Here is a 20,058-nt window from a genome sequence, read left to right as displayed (position 1 = left end):
AAGCTAGACCACCGCGACGACATCCCGACCCGAAACCGGAGCGAAAAATCGACCCCCCGGGCCGCATCGTTTCCGAGTCGAGACCTCGACGGGGACCTGTCGCCGTCTCGACCGCAGATCGACGGGAAACTGTGACCGTTCCATCGCGGTCCGGTCACCGAATGAGCGCGAATCACGGTTTCGAGAGCCGTCTTTCGAGCCGGTTCACGGAAACGGCCCGCGCCGGCCCCGACCCCCCCCTATTGTCGAGCCGACCACGTCGTCGCCCGTGCCCGTCCCACCCTCGAGGAGCTCTGGATGCAGCAGCGTCGATGGACCGTTCGTTCGCTCACCGCCGCAGCCGCTGTCGCGGCGGCGGTGGCCGTGCCCGCGCACGCCGTCGCGGAACCCGAGCCCCCGGGACTGCCGCCGGACGCGTTGCGTGCGGCCGCGGCCGCGGAGTCCCCCGAGGCGCTGCGGGCGGTGGAGTCGCTGCTCGACGCGGCTCGCACCCCGGCGTTGTTCGAGCCGCCACCGCGCAACACTCCGCAGCCGTTCATGCAGCCCGCCCCCACGTTCGGGCTCGGCTGCGGGGGCGGTTTCACCCCCTACGCGATGACCACCGGATGGGCCCAGCCCGGCCCCAACGCGGTGCCCCCGGTGCAGATCGGCCAGCTGAAGATCTTCGTCTCCCCCACGATCCCCACCCTGCCCGCGCGGGCCGACCTGAAGTTCGTGTGGCTGAACATGGAGAACTTCCGCGGCGGCGTGGACACGCTCGACGACACCGTGGGCGGGGTGCCGCAGCTGTCGAAGACCCTCGACACCGGCACCGGTCCGGTGCTGTCGGCGCTGTTCGGGTCCGTGCAGTACGTCGACGGCACCTTCTGCCAGGTGGTGTACACGATGGGGGCGTTCTTCGCCTGAGCGGGCCGGCTCAGCGGAGCCGTTCGGCGGCGCGGGCCAGCCGCACGAGCTCGTCGCACAGGGCGGCCAGTTCCGCCGGACCGGCGCCCTCCGCCACCGCGGTCGCGACGTCCTCGGCCGCGCACCGTACCTCGAAGGCACGGTCGGCGACAGCGCTCGCCTCCGCGGCGGTCAGGATCACCGCGTCCTCCGGCAGTCCCGCTTCCCGGGTGAGGGTGCGTTGCTCGTAGGCCCGCTGACGGCACGAGCGGCGGCAGTAGCGGCGACGGCGCCCGAGGGGGGCGTCGGCGACCGGCCGGCCACACCAGAGGCAGTTCTCCGGTTCACGGGTACGTCCGGTCATGGCCGTCCACCCTACCGGCCGGCGGAGCCGCGGCGGCCGGGGCGGTAGACTCACCCGCGCCCACGGCCGCGGGGCGGTCGGGAACCGATTCGACCGCGTGTGCGTTGACAGAAGAGGTCGGCATCCGCCGATGTCGACCGCACTGTGGACGCGCGCTCGCCCCGGCGGCGAGCGCACCGGGCGGAGCACACAAGAGAGGACACCACCATGGCAGATCGTGTACTGCGAGGCAGCCGGCTCGGGGCGGTGAGCTACGAGACCGACCGTGACCACGATCTGGCGCCGCGGCGGATCGCCCGCTACCGCTGTGACAACGGCGAGGAGTTCGACGTTCCGTTCGCCGACGACGCGGAGATCCCCGGCACCTGGATCTGCAAGAACGGTCTGGAAGGCTCCCTGGTCGAGGGCGCGGCGCCCGAGGCGAAGAAGGTCAAGCCGCCGCGCACCCACTGGGACATGCTGCTCGAACGCCGCTCCATCGACGAGCTCGACGAGCTGCTCAAGGAGCGCCTCGAACTGCTCAAGACCAAGCGGCGCGGCGCCTGACCTCAGGTCGACCGGTACGCACGAGGCCGCCCCCGGGATCCGTCCCGGGGGCGGCCTCGTGCGTACCGGGGGCGGTGCGTGTCCTGCCGGGTCGGCCGTGTTGCGCGCACGGCACAAATGGATCAAACGCCGACAGCGGCTCCGCGCGCGTGTCATCATGATCGAACACCGGCCGGATTCTCGGACCGGCGACCTCGGACGACGCGAAACGGAATGACCCACTGGGGTTTCGGGCCGCGGTACAGGGGGCGAGAAGCGATGGACAACAGCAACGACCACCGGGCGGACGCCACCGCCGAATCCGCACCGGACGACCTGCTCGACGGGCTGCGCACCGAACTCGACCGGGTCGACGCCCGGCTCCTCGATACCGTTCGGGACCGGCTGCGCATCTGTGCCCGCATCGCGCACCTGAAACAGCGGCACGCGATCCCGATGCTGCAACCGGGCCGGATGCAGGTCGTGCATGCCCGCGCCGAGTCCTACGCGCACCGCAACGACATGTCGCCGGAATTCCTGCACTCGTTGTACGCGCTGCTCATCGCGGAGGCGTGCCGGGTCGAGGACCTCATCATCGACGGTCCCGGCGCGGCGCCCGCCCAACTGCGCGAGACCCGGACCTGAGACCGGTCATGGCCGCCCCGCCGCCCGCCGGTTCGATCCGCACCCTGCTGATCGACAACTACGACTCGTTCACCTACAACCTCTACAGTCTGCTGGCCGAGGTCAACGGTGTCCCGCCCACGGTCGTCAGCAACGACACCCCGTGGGAGTCCCTGGATCTGGACCGGTTCGACAACATCGTCGTCTCCCCCGGGCCGGGCCGCCCCGACCGGGCCCGCGACTTCGGGATCAGCTCGCACGCCCTGCTCGACTCCGGTCTGCCCGTGCTCGGGGTGTGCCTCGGTCATCAGGGCCTGTGCAACCTGTTGGGCAGCGAGGTGGTGCGGGCACCGCAGCCGGTGCACGGCCGGCTGTCACGGATCCGGCACGCCGGCACCGGGCTGTTCGCCGGCATTCCCTCCCCGTTCGAGGCGGTGCGCTACCACTCGCTGGTCGTCGACCGGGTGCCCGACGACCTCGAGGCCGTCGCCTGGACCGAGGACGGACTCCTGATGGGGGTCGCCCACCGGACCCGGCCGCTGTGGGGGGTGCAGTTCCACCCCGAGTCGATCTGCACCGAGTACGGCCGCGAGCTGCTGGCGAACTTCCGCGACGCGACCCCCGCCCGGCCGCACCCACCCGAGCCGGTCCCGCCGCCCGCGCCGCCCGCGCCGCCCCCGGCGCTGGTCCTCGAAAGCCGCCGGATCGACCACCACCCCGACCCGCAGCGGGTGTTCGAGACGTTGTTCGCCGACGGTCCGCACAGCTTCTGGCTGGACGGCAGCGCCGCCACCGAACCGAACTCGCGGTTCTCCATCCTCGGGGACGGGTCGGGTCCGCGCGCCGAGTTCGTCACCTACAGCGTCGCCGAGACCCTGGTGCGCGAACAGCGCACCGGGCAGCCGGTGGCCGAGTTCCACACCACCTTCTTCGACCACATCGACCGCCGCCTCGCCGAGCGCACGGTCGCCCGGCGCGGCGACCTGCCGTTCTCGTTCGCGCTGGGCTACGTGGGCTACCTGGGGTACGAGCTCAAGGCCGACACCGGCGGGCAGCTCGTGCACACCTCCCCCATCGCGGACGCGGCGATGGTCTTCGCCGACCGCGCCGTGGTCCTCGACCACGAGACACGCTGCTGCTACCTGCTGGCGCTGAGCGAGCGGGCCGGGGAGCCCGCCACGACCGCGTGGTTCGACGCGACCGCTGCCGTGCTCGGGTCCCTGGCCGAATCCGCCGCGGCACCGGTCGCGGCCCCGCTGGTGCGGGCGGAGCAGGATCCGCGGGTGCGGTTGCGGCACGAGCCGCAGCGCTACCTCGAGCTGATCGCCCAGTCGATCGCCGAGATCCGCAGCGGCGAGACGTACGAGGTGTGCCTGACCAACGCGGCGACCGTGGACCGCAGCGTCGATCCCCTGCGCACCTACGAGACGCTGCGCGAACTGAGCCCGACCCCGTACAGTGCCCTGCTGCGGTTCCCCGAGGTGTCGGTGCTCAGTGCCTCGCCGGAGCGGTTCCTGCGGATCGGCCCGGACGGGGTGGTCGAGTCCAAGCCGATCAAGGGCACCCGGCCGCGCGGCACCACCGAGGACGCGGACCGGGCGTTGCGGCAGAGCCTGCTCGACAGCGAGAAGGACCGGTCGGAGAATCTGATGATCGTCGACCTGGTGCGCAACGACCTGTCTCGGGTGTGCGTGCCCGGTTCGGTGCACGTGCCGAAGCTGTTCGACGTCGAGACGTACGCGGCGGTGCACCAGCTGGTCTCCACGGTGCGGGGGACGTTGCGCCCGGATGCGACCGCGGTGGACTGCGTGCGGGCCGCCTTCCCGGGGGGATCGATGACCGGGGCGCCGAAGCTGCGCACCATGGAGATCATCGACAAGCTCGAGGACGGCCCCCGCGGCGTGTACTCGGGTGCGCTGGGATACCTGTCCCCGACGGGAGCGGCGGACCTGTCGATCGTCATCCGCACCATGGTCGCCACCGAACACGAGGTGGGCTTCGGCATCGGCGGCGCCATCGTCGCGTTGTCGGACCCGGCGGACGAACTCGAGGAGACGATGGTCAAGGCGGTGGCGATGCGCCGCACCCTGTCGGTGAACGAACCCTCCGAGGACGGTTCCCGCGCGTGAGCGACACGACCGGCCTCGTCGTCGTCGCCGGGGGTGCCGGCGCGGTCGGCCGGATGCTCGGTGAGGCGCTGCGCCGCGACGGCGCCGACGTGCTGGTGGTCGACCCGGCCGCCGGCGACGATCCGGGCGCGCTGCGCGACGATGTCACCGTCCCCACGGCGGCCGTGCGGGACGCGGTGCGGTGCGCCTCGATGCTGGTGCTGGCCGTGCCCGAGGCCACGGCGCTGGCGGCCGCCGCCCGGCTCGGTCCGCTGCTGTCGCCGGACGCGGTGCTGGTGGAGACCCTGTCGGTGAAGTCGGCGTGGGCGCAGGCGGGACGCGGGCGGGGGTGGTCCGCGCAGTGTGTCGGGCTGAACCCGATGTTCGCGCCGGCGCTGGGCATGGCGGGACGACCGGTGGCGGTGGTCGAGCACCGGCCCGGCCCGGCCGTCGACGCGCTGCTCGCGGCGCTCGACCGGTGGGGCGCGCGGGTGGTGCGGATGACGGCGGACGACCACGACCGGGTCGCGGCGGCCACCCAGGCGGCCACGCACGCGGCGGTTCTGGCGTTCGGGCTGGCGCTGGGACGGCTCGGCGTCCCCCCGTCGGTGGCGGCGGCGACCGCCCCGCCCCCGCACGTGCTGCTGCGGGCGCTGCTGGCGCGGATCGCCGGCGGCGCCCCCGAGGTGTATCTCGACGTGCAGGCCGGCAACCCGCACGCGGCGGCGGCCCGGTCGGCGCTGCGGGCCTCCCTCGACGAGCTCGAGGCGGTGGTCGAGACCGGATCGGTGGCCGGGTTCGCGGACCTGCTGGGCCGGGCCGCAACGCCGCTGGGCGCGGACACCGGCCGGTATCGTGAGCTGTGTGCGGAACTGTTCGCGGAACTGACGCACGAGGAAACGGAGAGCCGTCATGGCCGAGCCTGATCTGCCCGCCGCGCAGGGTCCGCTGCTCGTACCCGCGCTGCCCGACCACGATCCGCACGACGTCGTCGAGAGCGCCGTGGTGCGGGGACTGGCCCGGTCGTGGGGGCGGCGCGCCACGGTCAAGAAGAGCGAACCGGATCTGGACGAGCTGTTCGATCCGGGCCGGCTGGATTTCCCGGACGAGCTCGTGCCGTTCCACACCCATCCCGCGTACCGCGCCCTGGACGAGGGGCGCCGGGCCCGGCTGCGGGGCTGGGGCTGGATTGCGTACAACAAGAATGTCATGGACATCGAGCAGTACGTGGTCAACCCCGGTTTCGCGCTGATCACGACGGACTTCTTCGGGGTCGGGCCGTCGGACACCGTGACCGCGGGGGTGCTGCAGGCGATGGTCGACGAGCAGTACCACACGCTCATGCACCTGAACGCGAGCGCGGTGATCCGCCGCCGCCGTGGCTGGCACATGCCCGAGTCGGTGCTGCCGCCGTGCCGGACCGTGCGCGAGCACCGGGCCGCGGTGGCGGCGGCGCCCGATCCGCGGGGGCAGGCGCTGATCCGGTTGGCATTCACCACCGTCGCCGAGACCTCCATCAGCGCGTTCCTCGCTCTGATGACCGAGGACGCGGAGCTGCAGCCGGTCAATCGCACGACGGTGGCGCTGCACCGGCGGGACGAACTCAGTCACGCCTCCCTCGCCGCGGAGCTGCTGAAGATGGTGTTCACCGAGCTCGGGCCCGGCGACCGGGCGCAGCTGCTCGCGGCCCTGGCGGCGGGAATCGAGGCGTTCACCGGCTCGGATCTGGGCACCTGGGCAGCGATCGTGGACGCGGAGCGCGTTCCGGGTGGGCGGGCGATGCTCGCGGACGTGGCCGCGACACCCCCGCGGCGGGTGGTGCAGGACTGCAGCGCGATCCGCCGGTTGTGCACCGAACTGGGCGTCGTGGACGAGCTGCCCGTCACCTGGTAGAACGATCGAATCCGAACGAACGACACGATCGTTCGAGCGGTGTCCGGTTCGTGACCCGGCGCCGTTCCTCGAACGTTCGTGCGGGGGTTCGTCCTGGTAGTCTGCGGTGGTGAGCGACGCCTCCTCGGCGCCCGGCACGCCGATCGGGGCCACCCCCGCGACGGGCGGCCGCCGCAAGCAGTACGCCAACAGCGCCGAACGTGCGCGCGCCTGGCGCGAACGCCAGCGCCGGACCGCCACCCCGTCCCCACCCGCAGCGACCTCCGACCCGCCCCGGTCGGCGTCCTCTTCGCCGCCGGAGCGTGCGGGTACCCGCCTCGGCGCCGCCCCGGACCCGCCCCGGGCGGCCGGCACCGGGGCGGTGGACCTCGAGGCGACCCGGCTGCGCACCGAACGCGACGAGGCGCTGCGCTCGGCTGCCGAGGCCTGGCAGCGGGTGGCCGAACTCGAGGCCGATCTCGCGATGGTGCGCGCCGAACTGGCCGACGAGCGGGCCACCCAGCTGCGCGAGGCGCGGATCCACATCGCCGAGCTGCGGATGCAGGTGGCGGAACTGCGGCGCGAACGCGGCCGCCCGGACCGGATCCCGACTGACGAACGTTCGCCGAACGCGTAGGCCCGAGTCCGAACGATCGTTTGGAGGGCTACCGGGGGTGCGAACGTTCGGATCTCGGGGGTCGGGACTTCCGGCCCTGTCGGGCGCGTCCCGCACGGAGTCGAATGGACACGGACCGACCTTCCGCCGATCCGTTTCCCAGGAGAGGAGCAGACATGTCCACTGTGCCAGCGCGCCGTTCCCGTTCGGTGTTCCCGGACCTGTCCGAGTTCTTCGACGCCTTCCCCTTCACCGGTCTACGTCCCGCTCTCGGCGGCAACCTCATCCGGGTCGAGGACCGTGTCGAGAACGGCCGGTACGTCGTGCGGGCCGAGCTGCCCGGCCTCGACCCGGAGAAGGACATCGACGTCGCGATCAACGCCGGGCAGCTCGAGATCACGGCCGAACGGACCGAGGAGAAATCCGAGGGGGGACGCTCGGAGTTCCACTACGGCTCGTTCCGGCGTTCGGTGGCCCTGCCACCGGGTGCGAAGGACGACGACGTCGAGGCGTCCTACGCCAAGGGCATCCTCACCGTCTCGATCGCTCTGGCCGAGCAGCAGCAGGCCGGGAAGAAGATCGAGGTCAAGAACGCCGAATGAGCCCCGCCGCCCGGATGGGGGTGACCGGTCCTCGACCGGCCCCCAGCCCGGCGGCGCTCAGCGGCGCAGCAGGCCGCGCAGTTTCGTCCACCGGTTGCGCACGCCCCACACGGTGACCTTGATCAGCGCCTCCTGCACGATGCTGCCGCTCATCTTCGATTCGCCGATGATCCGCTCGGTGAAGGTGATCGGCACCTCGGCGACCGTGAACCCGGCCTGCACCGCCCGCCAGGCGAGGTCGACCTGGAAGCAGTAGCCGTGCGAGGCGACCGCGGCGAGATCGAGGTGCTCGAGCACCTCGCGCCGGTAGGCGCGGTAGCCGCCGGTGATGTCGTGGATCCGCACCCCCAGCGCGAGCCGCGAGTAGATGTTGCCGCCGCGGGAGAGCACCTCCCGATGCCACGGCCAGTTCACCACCGCACCGCCGGGCACGTACCGCGAGCCGAGCACCAGGTCGGCGCCCGCGTCGATCCTCTCGAGCAGCAGGTGCAGCTGCTCGGGGGCGTGGCTGCCGTCGGCGTCCATCTCCACCAGCACGGTGTAACCGCGCTCGAGTCCCCACCGGAAACCGGCGATGTACGCGGCCCCGAGACCGTTCTTCTCGGTGCGGTGCATCACGTGGATGCGGTTCTCGCTCGCCGCGGCGAGACGATCGGCGACGTCGCCGGTGCCGTCCGGGCTGCCGTCGTCGACGATCAGCACGTGTGTGTGCGGCAGCGCGGCGTGCAACCGGCCGACGATCAGGCCGATGTTGTCACGTTCGTTGTACGTCGGGATGATCACCAGGGTCCGGGCGCTCGGCGCGCTGTCGTTCCCGGCCGGCGTCGCCGCTGCCATCGAAGGTCCTTCCTGTCGCACCGGCCGGCGGCCGGTCATCTCGCGGTGCCGGCTGCGGCCGGCACGGTGGTGCTCCGCCCGCGTGTGCGCACCAGCGCCACGCCGACGGCGGCGACGGCCCCGACGCAGAGCACGAGCTCCGGGATCGGTCCGAGCCGAGTAGCCAGCGTAGCCGTCGCGCGCAGCGGCACCTGCGCCACCAGTACCTCGGGCACGAACAGGGCGCTGCGCGTGGTGACCGTGCCGTCGGCCGCGACCACGGCGCTGACCCCGCTCGTGGCGGCCACCACCACGGCCCGGCCGTGCTCGACGGCCCGCACCCGGGACATCGCCAGCTGCTGGTAGGTCATCTCCGTGTCGCCGAACGTCGCGTTGTTGGTGGGCACGGCCAGCAGGTGCGCGCCGGCGCGCACCGAGTCCCGCAGTGCCCGGTCGAACGCCACCTCGTAGCAGGTGGCCACCCCGATCGGGATGCCCGCGGCGTGGACGGTGCCGTCGCCGCCGCCCGGCACGAAGTGCCCGGCCCGGTCGGCGTAGTCGGAGAACAGCCGGAAGAACGAGCGGTACGGCAGGTACTCGCCGAACGGCTGGATGATGCGCTTGTCGTGCCGCTCCCCGGGCCCGGTCGCCGGATCCCACACGATCACCGAGTTGGTCGTGGTGCCGTCCCCGTTGACCAGCACGGCACCCACCAGGATCGGGGCGCCGACCGCGGCCGCCGCGGCGCCGATGTCGGCGGCGGCGTCGCGGTTGCGCAACGGGTCGATATCGGAGGCGTTCTCCGGCCAGATCACCACGTCCGGGCGCGGCGCGGTGCCGCCCCGGACCCGGTCGGCCAGCTCGAGGGTGCGCGCCACGTGGTTGTTCAGCACGGCCTTGCGCTGGGCGTTGAAGTCCAGACCCAGCCGCGGCACGCTGCCCTGGATCGCGGCGACCGTCACGGTGCGCTCACCCGCCTCGGGGGCGGGCAGCGCCGGCCAGGTCGCCAGGGCGAGCAGCGGTGCGGCGACGGTCGTCGCCGCGGCCCGCAGCAGCGGCGACCGCTCCCGGTGCCCGCGGGTGTAGCGCAGCCCGGCCCGCGCGCACGCCCACAGCCCCGTGCCGGTCAGCGCCACCGCGAACGACACCAGCGGCGCACCGCCGACCGCGGCGAGAGCGACCAGCGGCCCGTCCGGCTGCCCGAACGCGAGCCGGCCCCAGGGGAACCCGCCGAAGGGCACGCTCGCCCGCAGGTACTCGGTCAGGCTCCAGCCGGCCGCGATCCACACCGGTGCCCCCGGCAGGGCGCGCACCTGCACCGCGACCACCCCGAACAGGCCGACGAAGACCGCCTCGGCGGCGGCGAGCGCCAGCCACGGCACCGGGCCGACGTACTCCCCGACCCACGGCAGCAGCGGCACGAAGAATCCCAGGCCGGCGAGGTAGCCGTAGCCGAAACCGCCGCGGCGGCGCAGCGTCGGCGCCCCCAGCACCCCGGTGAGCAGGGCGATGCCCAGCGGCGCGAGGAACCACAGCGGACGCGGCGGGAAACTCGCGAACAACAGCAGCCCCGCCGTGACGGCGGCGAGGCTGCGGACCACCACCGGCCGGGCGGCGGCGCGCGACCCGATCACCGGGCGTACACGACGCGGCCGCGGTGCACGCTGCGCAGCAGCACCGGGTCGGGCGTGCCCGGCTCGAGATCCGGCAGCGGCGCCACCCGCGACCGCGGGTCGGTGGACCAGCGCTGCACACTGTCCTTCGGCGCGCTGACCACGAGCTCGTCCGCGTCCCAGACCGCGTACGACGCGGGCGCCCCGGGGTCGAGGGTGCCGGCGATCCCGTCCCGCACCCCCCCGGCGCGCCACGCCCCACGGGTGGCGGCGGCGAACGCGGCGCGGGGGGAGATCCCGCTGCCCGGGGTGCGGTGGTGCACGGCGGCGCGCAGCATCGGCCACGGCCGGGCCGCGGTGACCGGCGCGTCCGAGCCGAACGCGAGGGACATGCCGGTCGCGGCGAGCGGCGCGAACGGGTTGAGGCCGGCGGCGCGGTCGGCGCCGAGGCGGGTGGCGTACAGCCCGCCCGGTCCGCCCCACAGCGCGTCGAAGCTCGGTTGCATGCTGGCGATCACGCCCCAGCCGCCGAGCCGCTCGCCCTGCGCGGCGGTGACCATCTCGAGGTGTTCGAGCCGGTGTCCGCGGGCCGCGACGGCCGGGCCGCCGAGGTCGGCGACGACCGCGGCGAATGCCTGCACCGCGGCGTCGACGGCGGCGTCGCCGATGACGTGGAAGCCGGCCTGGATGCCGGCTTCGGTGCAGACCCGCAGGTGCGCGGTCATCTGTTCGACGGTGAGGTAGGCGGTGCCGCAACAGTCGGGGCGGTCGGTGTACGGCGCGGCGAGCCACGCGGTGTGGGAGCCGAGGGCGCCGTCGACGAACAGGTCGCCCCCGAGGGCGTGCCCGCCGGTGGCGGTGAGCAGCGCCCGGGCCTGCTCGGCGGTGGTGACGGCCTCCCCCCAGTAGCCGCGGACCTGCACCCCGTGGTCGGTGGCGAGCAGTTCGGCGAAGTCGTCGCGGCCGGCGATGTCCGGGCCGCCGCATTCGTGCACGGCGACGATGCCGTGTGCCGCGTAGTCGTCGAGGGCGGCGGCGCGGGCCCGGGCGCGTTCGGTGGGGGTGAGCAGGGCGCGGGCGGCGGCGCGGACACCGTGGTGCGCGGCCGCGGTCAGCGGGCGCTGCGGGTGGTAGCCGTCGAGTCCGGCGAGGTCGGCGGCGGCGCGCAGCGCGGTGGAGGCCGCCGCGGAGTGGGCGTCGACGCGGGTGAGGTAGACGGCGCGGCCGGGGGCGGCGGCGTCGAGGTCGTCGGTGGTGGGGGCGGTGGGGTCCGGCCAGCGGGTCTCGTCCCACCCGTGCCCCCACACGACGGCGCCGGCGTGCCGGGCGGCATGGTCGCGCACCTGGTGCAGCGCCTCCTCGCGGGACCGCGTGTCGGACAGGTCGAGACCGGTCAGGGCCAGGCCGTGCGCGGTGACGTGCACGTGGGTGTCGACGAAGGCGGGTGCGACGAACGCCCCGTCGAGGTCGACGATCTCGGCGTCCGGGTGCAGGGCGCGGCCGGGCCGGTCCTCCCCCACCCACACGACCTGCCCGTCGGTGACGGCCATCGAGGTGGCGTCGGGGGCGCTGGCGCTGTAGATGCGGCCGCCGACGAGGAGCTGAGTGTGCGGTGCGGGGGACTTCACGGCTACCCAGTGTGCCCCGTTACGGCAGGTGCGGACGGTGCGGGGGGTCGACGATCTCGCCCTCGAGCACGGTCCCGGCTCCGGAGGCGGGGGTGTCGAGGCGGGCCGGGCCGACCACGGTGTGCTCGACGACCTCGCCGTCAACGATGACGACGCGTTCCCCGCGGAAGGTGCCGCCCCGGGCGGCGGAGGCGGCGACCCGGCGGGCGGCCAGCGCCCGCACGAGCGGGCGCAGCAGCGCGCGGGTCGGGGGCAGCAGCAGCAGAATTCCCGCGGCGCTGGTCACCGGTCCGGGTACGAGCACGAGCCCGGCACCGGCGCCGACCAGTGCGCCGTCGGTCAGGGCCCGGTCCGCGCCGGCGGCGCTGCGGACCCGGCCCAGATTCTGCAGGGCACGGCGGCCCTGCGCGGCGAGCACCAGGTACCCGAGGACGCTCACCCCGAGGAACACCAGGATCGTCGTGCCGATGCCCAGGGTGGACCCGAGCCACGCCAGCACCCCGATCTCGACGACGACGTAGGCCAGGAACAGCAGCGCGATCATGGGGTGATCCTTCCAGCTGCCGGGAACGGTGCGGCGGTCATATCCGCTCAACGAGCGGCGCCGCGGTTTTGCTCCCGGTCGCTGTGATCGAATGGCCGCGTGGGTGCGGGCGACTGGGCGGTTCTGATGGTGGCGGCGACCGCCGCCGGGTGGGTCGACGCCGTCGTCGGTGGGGGCGGGCTGATCCTGTTGCCGGCGCTGTTCGTCGTCGCCCCGCAGCTGACACCGGCGGCCGCGCTGGCGACGAACAAGCTCACCGCCCTCTGCGGCACCGGCGCGGCGGTGGTGACCTTCGCGCGGCGGATCCGGCTGCAGTGGCCGGTCCTGGCTCCGGCGGCGGTCCTGGCCGCGGTCGCGGCGGCGGCGGGTGCGGCGACGGTCTCGCGGATCGACAAGGACCTGTTCGTTCCGATGGTGATGGTGGTGCTGGTGGCGGTCGCGGTGTTCGTGACGCTGCGGCCGCAGGTCGGCACGACCCTGGCGCACGAACCGCCGACGATGCGGCGCACGGTCCTGGTGGTGCTGACCGCGGCCGCGGTGATCGGCTTCTACGACGGCCTGCTCGGCCCGGGCACCGGCACGTTCCTGATCATCACGTTCGCGACGCTGCTCGGCACCGAATTCGTGCGGTCGGCGGCGATGGCGAAGGTGATCAACCTCGGGTCCAATGTCGGGGCGCTGGTGTATTTCGCGGCGGCCGGGTACGTGTGGTGGTCGCTGGGGCTGGCACTGGCGGTGTGCAATATCGCGGGCGCGGTCGTCGGTTCGCGGACCGCGCTGCGCCGCGGCGCGGGGTTCGTGCGGGCGGTGCTGCTGATCGTGGTGCTGGTGATGGTGGTGCGTCTGGGCTGGCAGCAGTTCGGGTGAGCCGACGCGCCGGGTGCGACCCAGTACGGTGGTGCCCGTGAGCACCGTCGACGCCGACTTCCTCGCCCTGCCGTTGCGGACGCTCGCGGACGCGGCGCTGTCCGCCGCCCGCGCCGCCGGTGCCTCCCACGCGGATCTGCGGGTGCACCGTCTGCACAGCCAGTCGCTGAGCCTGCGGGACGGCGCCGTGCAGGCCGCCGTCGACAGCATCGACACCGGGCTGGCCGTGCGGGTGGTGGTCGACGGCACCTGGGGGTTCGCCTCGCACGCCGAGCTGAGCCCGGCCGTCGCGGCGGCCACGGCGCGGCAGGCGATCGAGGTGGCCCGGACGTTGCGGGCGCTGAACCGGGACCGGGTCGAGCTCGCCGACGAGCCGGTCTACCCGGACGCGGTGTGGGTCTCGCCGTACGAGATCGACCCGTTCACGGTGCCCACGGCGCACAAGGTGGCGCGGCTGGCGGAGTTCTCCCGGCACCTGCTCGCCGCCGACGAGGTCGATCATGTGACGGCGCACTGTGGGCAGGTCAAGGAGCAGACGTTCTACGCGGACCTGGCCGGCTCGACGATCACCCAGCAGCGGGTGCGGGTGGCCCCGCAGCTCGAGGCGACCGCCGTGGACCGGCGCACCGGCGAGTTCGAGACGATGCGCACCCTGGCCCCGCCGGTGGGGCGGGGCTGGGAGTATGCGGCCGGCGACGCGCACTGGGACTGGAGTGCGGAGCTGGCGCAGATCCCCGGGTGGCTGGCGGAGAAGGCGTCGGCCCCCAGTGTGCAGGCGGGGCCGACGGACCTGGTGATCGACCCCACCAACCTGTGGTTGACGGTGCACGAATCGATCGGGCACGCAACGGAGTACGATCGGGCCATCGGGTACGAGGCGGCCTACGCGGGCACCTCGTTCGCCACCCCGGACGGGCTCGGCACGCTGCGCTACGGCACCGACGTGATGCAGGTGACGGCGGACCGCACCGTCGCGCACGGGCTCGCCAGCGTCGGCTGGGACGACGACGGGGTCGCCGCCCAGTCCTGGGACCTGGTGCGGGACGGGATACTGGTCGGCTACCAGCTCGACCGGGTGTTCGCGCCGCGGCTGGGGCTGCCGCGTTCGAACGGCTGCTCGTACGCCGACTCGGCGCATCACGTGCCGATCCAGCGGATGGCGAACGTGTCGCTGCAGCCGGACCCGGCGGCCGACACCACCACCGCCGAGCTCATCGCCCGCGTCGACGACGGGCTCTACGTCGTCGGCGACAAGTCCTGGTCGATCGACATGCAACGCTACAACTTCCAGTTCACCGGGCAGCGGTTCTACCGGATCCGGGGTGGCACGCTCGCCGGGCAGGTGCGCGATGTGGCCTACCAGGCCACCACGACCGACTTCTGGGGCTCGCTCGAGGCGGTGGGCGGGCCGTCGACGTGGCAACTCGGCGGCGCCGTGAACTGCGGCAAGGCCCAGCCCGGGCAGGTCGCGCCGGTCAGCCACGGCTGCCCGTCGGCGCTGCTGCGGTCGGTGAACGTCCTCAACACCCGCGCGGAGGGCCGGCGATGATCGAGGCGCAGGAACAGCTCGAGCGGGCGTTGCGCTGCTCGACCGCCGACGAGACGATCGTGCTGGTCACCGACACCGGCGAGGCGTCGCTGCGGTGGGCCGGCAACTCGATGACCACCAACGGGATCTCTCGTTCCCGCAGCTGGACGGTGATCGCGGTCCTGCGCGGCGACACCACCCGCGTCGGGGTGGTGACATCGAGCAGCGTCGACCCGGCCGACATCGCCCCGACCGTGCGGGCGGCGGGGGCGGCGGCCGCGGCGGCGGCCCCCGCCGAGGACGCGGTGCCGCTCGTCGGCGGGGAGGGCGAGCCCGGCGACTGGGCCGACGCCGCGGCCGGGACCGACATCACGGTGTTCGGGCGGCTCGTCGACGATCTCGCCGCCGGATTCGACGGTGCCGATCAGCTCTACGGCTTCGCCCACCACCGGATCTCGACGACCTGGCTGGGCACCTCGAGCGGGGTGCGACGCCGGTTCAGCGCGCCGGAGGGATCGGTGGAGATCAACGGCAAACGGGGCGGGCTGAACGGGGCCAGCGCGTGGGCCGGGGCCGGCACCCGCGACTTCACCGACGTCGACACCCCCGCCCTGCTGACGGAACTGTCGCGGCGGCTGGACTGGGCGCGCCGCACCGTCGAGCTGCCGGCCGGGCGTTACGAGACGCTGCTGCCGCCGTCGGCGGTGGCGGACCTGATGATCTACCTGATGTGGTCGATGGAGGGCCGCGGCGCCGAGGAAGGGCACACCGCGCTGTCGCGGCCCGGCGGCACCCGCGTCGGCGAACGGCTCACCGCGCTGCCGTTGACGCTGTTCTCCGATCCCGCCGCCCCCGGCCTGGAGTACGCGCCGTTCGTCACGGCCACCGCGTCGTCGAACTCGGTGTCGGTGTTCGACAACGGCATGGACCTCGGGCGGGTCGACTGGGTGCGGGCGGGGACGGTGCACGCGCTGGCGTACCCGCGGGCCGCCGCCGCCGAGTTCGGGGCGCCGGCCGCCGCGCCCGGGGAGAACCTGCTCCTGACCGGCGGCGGCACGGCCGGCGTGGACGAGATGGTGGCCCGCACCGAGCGGGGACTGCTGCTGACGACCCTGTGGTACATCCGGGAGGTCGACCCGGCGACGTTGCTGCTGACCGGACTGACCCGCGACGGCGTGTATCTGGTCGAGGACGGTGCGGTGACGGCGGAGGTGAACAACTTCCGGTTCAACGAGAGCCCGCTGGATCTGCTGCGGCGCACCACCGAGGCCGGTGGCACGCAGCGCACCCTGCCGCGGGAATGGAAGGACTGGTTCACCCGCACCGCGATGCCGCCGCTGCGGATCCCCGACTTCCACATGTCGTCGGTCAGCCGCGCCCGCTGATCCCGCGGCGACGCCCGTGTGCCGCCGCGGTCCGCTCACCCGCCGGGACCGGGATCCGGGGTGGGGTCGTCCGCCTCGACGACACAGGCGAGCCCGACGGTGCCGGCGCGCCCGCGGCGCAGCACACTGCCCTTGACCGTGAGCCACCCGAGGATCCCGTACTTGCGGGCGATCGTCGCCCGCGCCCGCTCGGTGCCGGCCGCGTCGAGCACCGTGGCGGTGCCGGGCACCGCGTCGCTGCGCGGTGCGCCGCGCACGTCGCACACCGCGACGGTGATCCGCGGATCGCGGCGCAACCGCCGGACCTTGTAGGAGTCGGTGACGGTCCACACCAGCAGCCGGTCGGCGTCGGCGGCCGCCCACACCGCGGTCGGCACCGGGGTGCCGTCCCTGCGGAAGGTGGTCAGCAGCACGTACTTCGCGGCGGCCAGGTCGGCGAAGGTCGGGGTCATGGGCCACACCCTACGGACGGGCGGGCCGCGCCGACCGCCGCCGTCTAGCCTGGAGGCCATGGCGCCCGCTGACGAACCCGTCGACCTGGTCGAGGTGTCCCTGCCCGGCGGTCGGCTCGCGGCGGCGCAGCTGCAGATCCTCGCCGAGCTCGCCCACGACCACGCCGGGGGCGCCCTGGTCCTCACCGCCGACGGTCTCGGGCTGCGCGGAAACCGGGCCGAACTCACCGCGCAGCTGTCCGGCCACGGCTTCGACCTGCCCGGACCGCATCGGCGCCGCCTGCTCGCCTCGCCGCTGTCCGGCCGCATCGGCGGGCACGTCGACGTGCGGGACATCCTCGCCGAGGTGCACCGTCGCCTCACCGCGCTCGCGCCCGGCCGCGACCTCGTCGTCGGGATCGACGACGGCAGCGGCGACATCGCGGCCCTGGCCCCCGAGGTGGGGGCGGCGGCGCTGCCCGACCGGCGGTGGGCGCTGTTGCTCGACGGCACCGACACCGGCGTGCGCCTGCCCCCCGACGACGTCGTCGAGACGCTGGTCGCGGCGGCGCAGCGGCCGCCGCGGGCCGGGGTCGCCGCGACCCTCGCCGCTCTGGGCGTGGCGCCGTCGGCGCCGCCGGCGCGGCGCCCGTCGGCCCCGGCCCGGCCCGTGGGCTGGTTGGACCAGCCCGACGGTGCGGTCACCCTCGGCGGCGGTCTGCCCGGGGCGGTGCTGCCGGCGCGGACGGCGGAGTTCCTCGCGGCCGTGGATCGTCCCCTGGTGGTGACGCCGTGGTCGGTGGTGCTGCTGTGCGATCTCGACGAGTGGGCCGCCGAACAGGTGGTGCGGGTCCTCGCCCCGATGGGACTGGTCTTCGACGCCGACTCCCCCGAGCTGCGCTGAACCGCGCCGCGGCGGTCGTGTTCCGGGCCCGCACCGCCCGCACGCCGCCTACCGTGGGTTCATGAGCATCGGTGCGGGGTCCGAGTCCGAGGTGTTCGATGTCGTCGTCCTCGGCGGCGGACCCGCCGGGGAGAACGCCGCCGCCTACGCCATCGCCGGCAGCGACCGCACCGCCGTCCTGGTCGAACACGAACTCGTCGGCGGTGAATGCTCCTACTGGGCGTGCATGCCGAGCAAGGCGCTGCTGCGCCCGGGACAGGTGCTGGCCGCGGCCCGGCACATGCCCGGCGTCGCCGCCAAGGTCGCCGCCCACGGCGTCGACGTCGCCGACGTCCTCGCCCGCCGGGACGCGTTCACCGACGGCCGCGACGACACCGCCCAGGTCGAGTGGGCGCGCGGCGCCGGGATCGACGTCGTGCGCGGGCACGGCCGCCTCACCGCCCGGTGCGAGGTCACCGTGGACGGCCCGCAGCCGCGGCGGCTGCGGGCACGGCACGCGGTGGTGGTGGCCACCGGCAGCACCGCGTCCGTGCCCGATGTGCCGGGGCTGCGCGCGGCCCGGCCCTGGACCTCGCGGGATGCGACGAACCTGCAGCAGGTGCCGCGGCGCGCCGCGATCGTCGGCGGCGGCGTCGTCGCCTGCGAGATCGCGACCTGGCTGCGCGAGCTCGGCACCGAGGACCTGACGATGCTGGTGCGGGGGGACCGGCTGCTCGCCCGCACCGAGCCGGTCGCCGGCGCCGCCGTCGCCGAGGCGCTGCGCGAGCACGGCGTGCGGCTGCGGTTCGGCACCACGACGGCGGAGGTGTCCCGCCCGGACGTCGCGGACACCGGCATCGGACGCATCCACGGCGGCCCGGTGCGGCTGCGCCTCGACGACGGCGGCACCCTCGAGGTCGACGAGCTGATCGTCGCGGCCGGGCGCCGGCCCGCGACCGCCGGACTCGGACTCGACACCGTCGGGTGGGCCGGGGAGGGCCCGCTGCGCACCGACGACCACATGACCGTCGCCGGGGTGGACGGGCGCTGGCTCTACGCCGTCGGCGACGTCACCGGCCGGACCGCGCTGACACACATGGGCAAGTACCAGGGACGGGTGTGCGGCGACGTGATCGCCGCCCGCGCCGAGGGACGCGACCTCGACGCGCCGCGGTTCCGGGCGCGCGCCGACCACGGGCAGGTGCCGCAGGTGGTGTTCACCACCCCGGAGGTCGCGGCCGTGGGCCGCACCGCGGCCGACGCCCGCGCCGACGGCCTCGACGTCGAGGTGCTCGAGGTCGACATCGCCGTGGCCGGATCCGCGCTGGCGCGGGACGATTTCACCGGACGCGCCACCCTCGTGGTCGACCGCGCCGCCGACACCGTGGTGGGGGCGACGTTCGTGGGCACCGACGTCGCCGAGCTGCTGCACGCCGCGACGGTCGCGGTGGTCGCCGCGGTGCCGCTCGAGACGCTGTGGCATGCGGTACCGGCGTATCCGACGGTCGGCGAGGTGTGGTTGCGGCTGCTCGAGTCGCGCCGCCGCTGAGCGCGCCGGTCAGCGCGGCAGTCGCCGCCAGATCGGCCGCGGCAGCAGCCGCATCCCGACGAACACCGGCCGCAGCACAGCCGGCACCCACACCTCGCCGCGGCCGCGGCGCAACGCCCGCACCGTCGCGTCCGCGACCCGGTCCGGGGTGCTCGACAGCGGCGCGGGGCTCATCCCCTCGGTCATGCGGCCGACGACGAACCCGGGTCGCACCAGCAGCAGCGACACGCCGCTGCCGTGCAGCGCGTCCGCCAGGCCGGAGGCGAATCCGTCGAGACCGGCCTTCGCGGAGCCGTACACATAGTTCGCCCGGCGCACCCGCACCCCCGCCACCGACGAGAACACCACGATCCGGCCCGATCCCTGGGCCCGCAGATGCCCCGCCAGCCGCGTGAGCAGGGCCACGTGGGCGACGTAGTCGGTGTGCACGATCGCCACGGCATGGGCCGGGTCGTGTTCGGCGCGGTGCTGGTCGCCGAGGATGCCGAACGCGAGGACGGCGACGTCGATCGGCCCGTACAGCATCGCGAGGTCGGCGAGGGTCTGCTCGTGGGTGTCGAGCCGGTCGGCGTCGAACTCGACGGTGTGCACGGCGACGGCACCGGCGTCGAGCACGGCGCGGCGCTGCGCCTCGAGATCGCCGGCGCGACGCGCGGCCAGGACCACGGTGCGGCCGCGGGCCAGCCGGGCGGCCACCGCCGTCCCGATCTCGCTGCGGCCCCCGAAGACGACGATCGAACCCTGCCCGTTGTTCACCGCACCAGTGTGCCGGGTGGCGCCGCGGGGCGCGCGGGCCGGGTTCGGCTACCGTCGCAGGCATGGCCCGCACCCCCGCCGCGCTCGGCGACGCCGCGTTGCAGTTCCTCACCGAATACCATCTCGGGACGCTGACGACCCTGCGCAAGGACGGCAGCCCGCACGTGGTGGCCGTCGGTTTCACGTGGGATCCGGAGGCCGGGGTGGTGCGGGTGATCACCGATGCGACCTCGCAGAAGGCGCTCAACGCCGACCGCCGCGGATACGGTGCCGTCAGTCAGGTCGAGCGGGGCCGCTGGCTCACCCTCGAGGGGCCCGCCCGGGTGCGGGCGGAACCGGAGGCCGTCGCCGAGGGGGTGCGTCGTTACACCGCGCGGTACCGGACGCCGCGGCCCAACCCGACGCGCGTGGTGGTGGAGATCACCGTCGCGCGGGTGATGGGCTCGGTACTCGACAAGTAGG

General features: G+C 74.1%; 21 protein-coding genes. 14 read left to right on the top strand and 7 right to left on the bottom strand.

Annotated elements, in window-relative coordinates; all coding sequences use genetic code 11:
• Positions 1-297 precede the first annotated feature (297 nt).
• Positions 298-906, top strand: a complete 609-nt coding sequence (locus LZP97_RS08025) for a hypothetical protein (protein WP_017682078.1) — start codon at positions 298-300, stop codon at positions 904-906.
• Positions 907-916: 10 nt separating this feature from the next.
• Here the strand turns inward: LZP97_RS08025 and LZP97_RS08020 are convergent, their stop codons facing one another.
• Positions 917-1,249 carry a hypothetical protein gene (locus LZP97_RS08020; RefSeq protein WP_010596419.1) on the bottom strand — a complete coding sequence of 111 codons (333 nt, stop codon included), beginning with the start codon at positions 1,247-1,249 and terminating at the stop codon, positions 917-919.
• A 207-nt stretch (positions 1,250-1,456) separates the two neighbouring features.
• On the opposite strand from LZP97_RS08020, the gene LZP97_RS08015 reads away from it, so the two are divergent.
• The 7 genes from LZP97_RS08015 to LZP97_RS07985 all read left to right on the top strand — a co-directional run bounded on the left by LZP97_RS08015 (position 1,457) and on the right by LZP97_RS07985 (position 7,596).
• The gene (locus tag LZP97_RS08015) at positions 1,457-1,795 is read left to right on the top strand and encodes an RNA polymerase-binding protein RbpA (protein WP_010596420.1); all 339 of its coding nucleotides are present in this window, start codon (positions 1,457-1,459) and stop codon (positions 1,793-1,795) included.
• A gap of 258 nt (positions 1,796-2,053) precedes the next feature.
• A complete protein-coding gene (locus LZP97_RS08010) occupies positions 2,054-2,419 on the top strand; it encodes a chorismate mutase (protein ID WP_010596421.1) in 366 nt (121 codons plus the stop codon).
• A gap of 8 nt (positions 2,420-2,427) precedes the next feature.
• Complete coding sequence (gene pabB, locus LZP97_RS08005) at positions 2,428-4,527, top strand: aminodeoxychorismate synthase component I (RefSeq protein ID WP_048773798.1); 2,100 nt, start codon at positions 2,428-2,430, stop codon at positions 4,525-4,527.
• Positions 4,524-5,432 (top strand): prephenate dehydrogenase dimerization domain-containing protein, encoded by a 909-nt coding sequence (locus tag LZP97_RS08000; protein ID WP_010596423.1) that lies wholly within the window; start codon positions 4,524-4,526, stop codon positions 5,430-5,432. Before pabB ends, LZP97_RS08000 begins: the two co-directional genes overlap by 4 nt.
• Complete coding sequence (locus LZP97_RS07995; RefSeq protein ID WP_017682076.1) at positions 5,419-6,399, top strand: AurF N-oxygenase family protein; 981 nt, start codon at positions 5,419-5,421, stop codon at positions 6,397-6,399. Before LZP97_RS08000 ends, LZP97_RS07995 begins: the two co-directional genes overlap by 14 nt.
• Positions 6,400-6,508: 109 nt before the next feature.
• Positions 6,509-7,015 (top strand): hypothetical protein, encoded by a 507-nt coding sequence (locus LZP97_RS07990; protein WP_234420188.1) that lies wholly within the window; start codon positions 6,509-6,511, stop codon positions 7,013-7,015.
• Between the two features lie 155 nt (positions 7,016-7,170).
• Positions 7,171-7,596, top strand: a complete 426-nt coding sequence (locus LZP97_RS07985) for an Hsp20/alpha crystallin family protein (protein WP_010596426.1) — start codon at positions 7,171-7,173, stop codon at positions 7,594-7,596.
• Positions 7,597-7,653: 57 nt separating this feature from the next.
• On the opposite strand, the gene LZP97_RS07980 is transcribed toward LZP97_RS07985, so the two are convergent.
• Genes LZP97_RS07980 through LZP97_RS07965 form a run of 4 tightly spaced genes read right to left on the bottom strand, consistent with a single transcriptional unit; the run spans position 7,654 to position 12,197 of the window.
• Entirely contained in the window at positions 7,654-8,433 is a 780-nt protein-coding gene (locus LZP97_RS07980) for a polyprenol monophosphomannose synthase (RefSeq protein ID WP_017682073.1), read from the bottom strand.
• A gap of 35 nt (positions 8,434-8,468) precedes the next feature.
• Positions 8,469-10,046, bottom strand: coding sequence for an apolipoprotein N-acyltransferase (gene lnt / locus LZP97_RS07975; RefSeq protein ID WP_010596428.1), 1,578 nt, complete (start codon positions 10,044-10,046; stop codon positions 8,469-8,471).
• The gene (locus tag LZP97_RS07970; RefSeq protein WP_048773796.1) at positions 10,043-11,653 is read right to left on the bottom strand and encodes an amidohydrolase; all 1,611 of its coding nucleotides are present in this window, start codon (positions 11,651-11,653) and stop codon (positions 10,043-10,045) included. The genes lnt and LZP97_RS07970 overlap by 4 nt, the downstream gene beginning before the upstream one ends.
• A gap of 19 nt (positions 11,654-11,672) precedes the next feature.
• A complete protein-coding gene (locus LZP97_RS07965; RefSeq protein WP_010596430.1) occupies positions 11,673-12,197 on the bottom strand; it encodes an FxsA family protein in 525 nt (174 codons plus the stop codon).
• Between the two features lie 99 nt (positions 12,198-12,296).
• Between LZP97_RS07965 and LZP97_RS07960 the strand changes: the two genes are divergently transcribed.
• From LZP97_RS07960 to LZP97_RS07950, 3 genes are read left to right on the top strand one after another with little or no spacing between them, the layout of a single operon-like run.
• Positions 12,297-13,064, top strand: coding sequence for a TSUP family transporter (locus LZP97_RS07960; RefSeq protein WP_010596431.1), 768 nt, complete (start codon positions 12,297-12,299; stop codon positions 13,062-13,064).
• Between the two features lie 37 nt (positions 13,065-13,101).
• Positions 13,102-14,613 (top strand): TldD/PmbA family protein, encoded by a 1,512-nt coding sequence (locus LZP97_RS07955; protein WP_048773830.1) that lies wholly within the window; start codon positions 13,102-13,104, stop codon positions 14,611-14,613.
• Entirely contained in the window at positions 14,610-15,977 is a 1,368-nt protein-coding gene (locus LZP97_RS07950; protein WP_048773794.1) for a metallopeptidase TldD-related protein, read from the top strand. Before LZP97_RS07955 ends, LZP97_RS07950 begins: the two co-directional genes overlap by 4 nt.
• 35 nt (positions 15,978-16,012) lie before the next feature.
• Here LZP97_RS07950 and LZP97_RS07945 read toward each other — a convergent pair whose 3' ends face one another.
• Positions 16,013-16,429 (bottom strand): PPOX class F420-dependent oxidoreductase, encoded by a 417-nt coding sequence (locus LZP97_RS07945; protein ID WP_048773792.1) that lies wholly within the window; start codon positions 16,427-16,429, stop codon positions 16,013-16,015.
• Between the two features lie 58 nt (positions 16,430-16,487).
• Between LZP97_RS07945 and LZP97_RS07940 the strand changes: the two genes are divergently transcribed.
• Positions 16,488-17,312 carry a precorrin-3B synthase gene (locus tag LZP97_RS07940; RefSeq protein WP_048773791.1) on the top strand — a complete coding sequence of 275 codons (825 nt, stop codon included), beginning with the start codon at positions 16,488-16,490 and terminating at the stop codon, positions 17,310-17,312.
• Positions 17,313-17,373: 61 nt separating this feature from the next.
• Complete coding sequence (locus LZP97_RS07935; protein ID WP_040269792.1) at positions 17,374-18,840, top strand: dihydrolipoyl dehydrogenase family protein; 1,467 nt, start codon at positions 17,374-17,376, stop codon at positions 18,838-18,840.
• Positions 18,841-18,849: 9 nt separating this feature from the next.
• Here the strand turns inward: LZP97_RS07935 and LZP97_RS07930 are convergent, their stop codons facing one another.
• On the bottom strand, positions 18,850-19,596 hold the full coding sequence (locus LZP97_RS07930) for an SDR family NAD(P)-dependent oxidoreductase (protein WP_010596439.1): 747 nt from the start codon (positions 19,594-19,596) through the stop codon (positions 18,850-18,852).
• A 62-nt stretch (positions 19,597-19,658) separates the two neighbouring features.
• Here LZP97_RS07930 and LZP97_RS07925 point away from each other — a divergent pair, with 62 nt between their 5' ends.
• The gene (locus tag LZP97_RS07925; protein ID WP_010596440.1) at positions 19,659-20,057 is read left to right on the top strand and encodes a TIGR03618 family F420-dependent PPOX class oxidoreductase; all 399 of its coding nucleotides are present in this window, start codon (positions 19,659-19,661) and stop codon (positions 20,055-20,057) included.
• Position 20,058: the final 1 nt, after the last annotated feature.

It is taken from the genome of Rhodococcus sp. DMF-1, from assembly GCF_021441945.1.
Classification (GTDB): domain Bacteria; phylum Actinomycetota; class Actinomycetes; order Mycobacteriales; family Mycobacteriaceae; genus Rhodococcus; species Rhodococcus ruber.
Note: the sequence above shows the minus strand (reverse complement) of the source record. Positions and strands in the feature narration are given on the sequence as shown.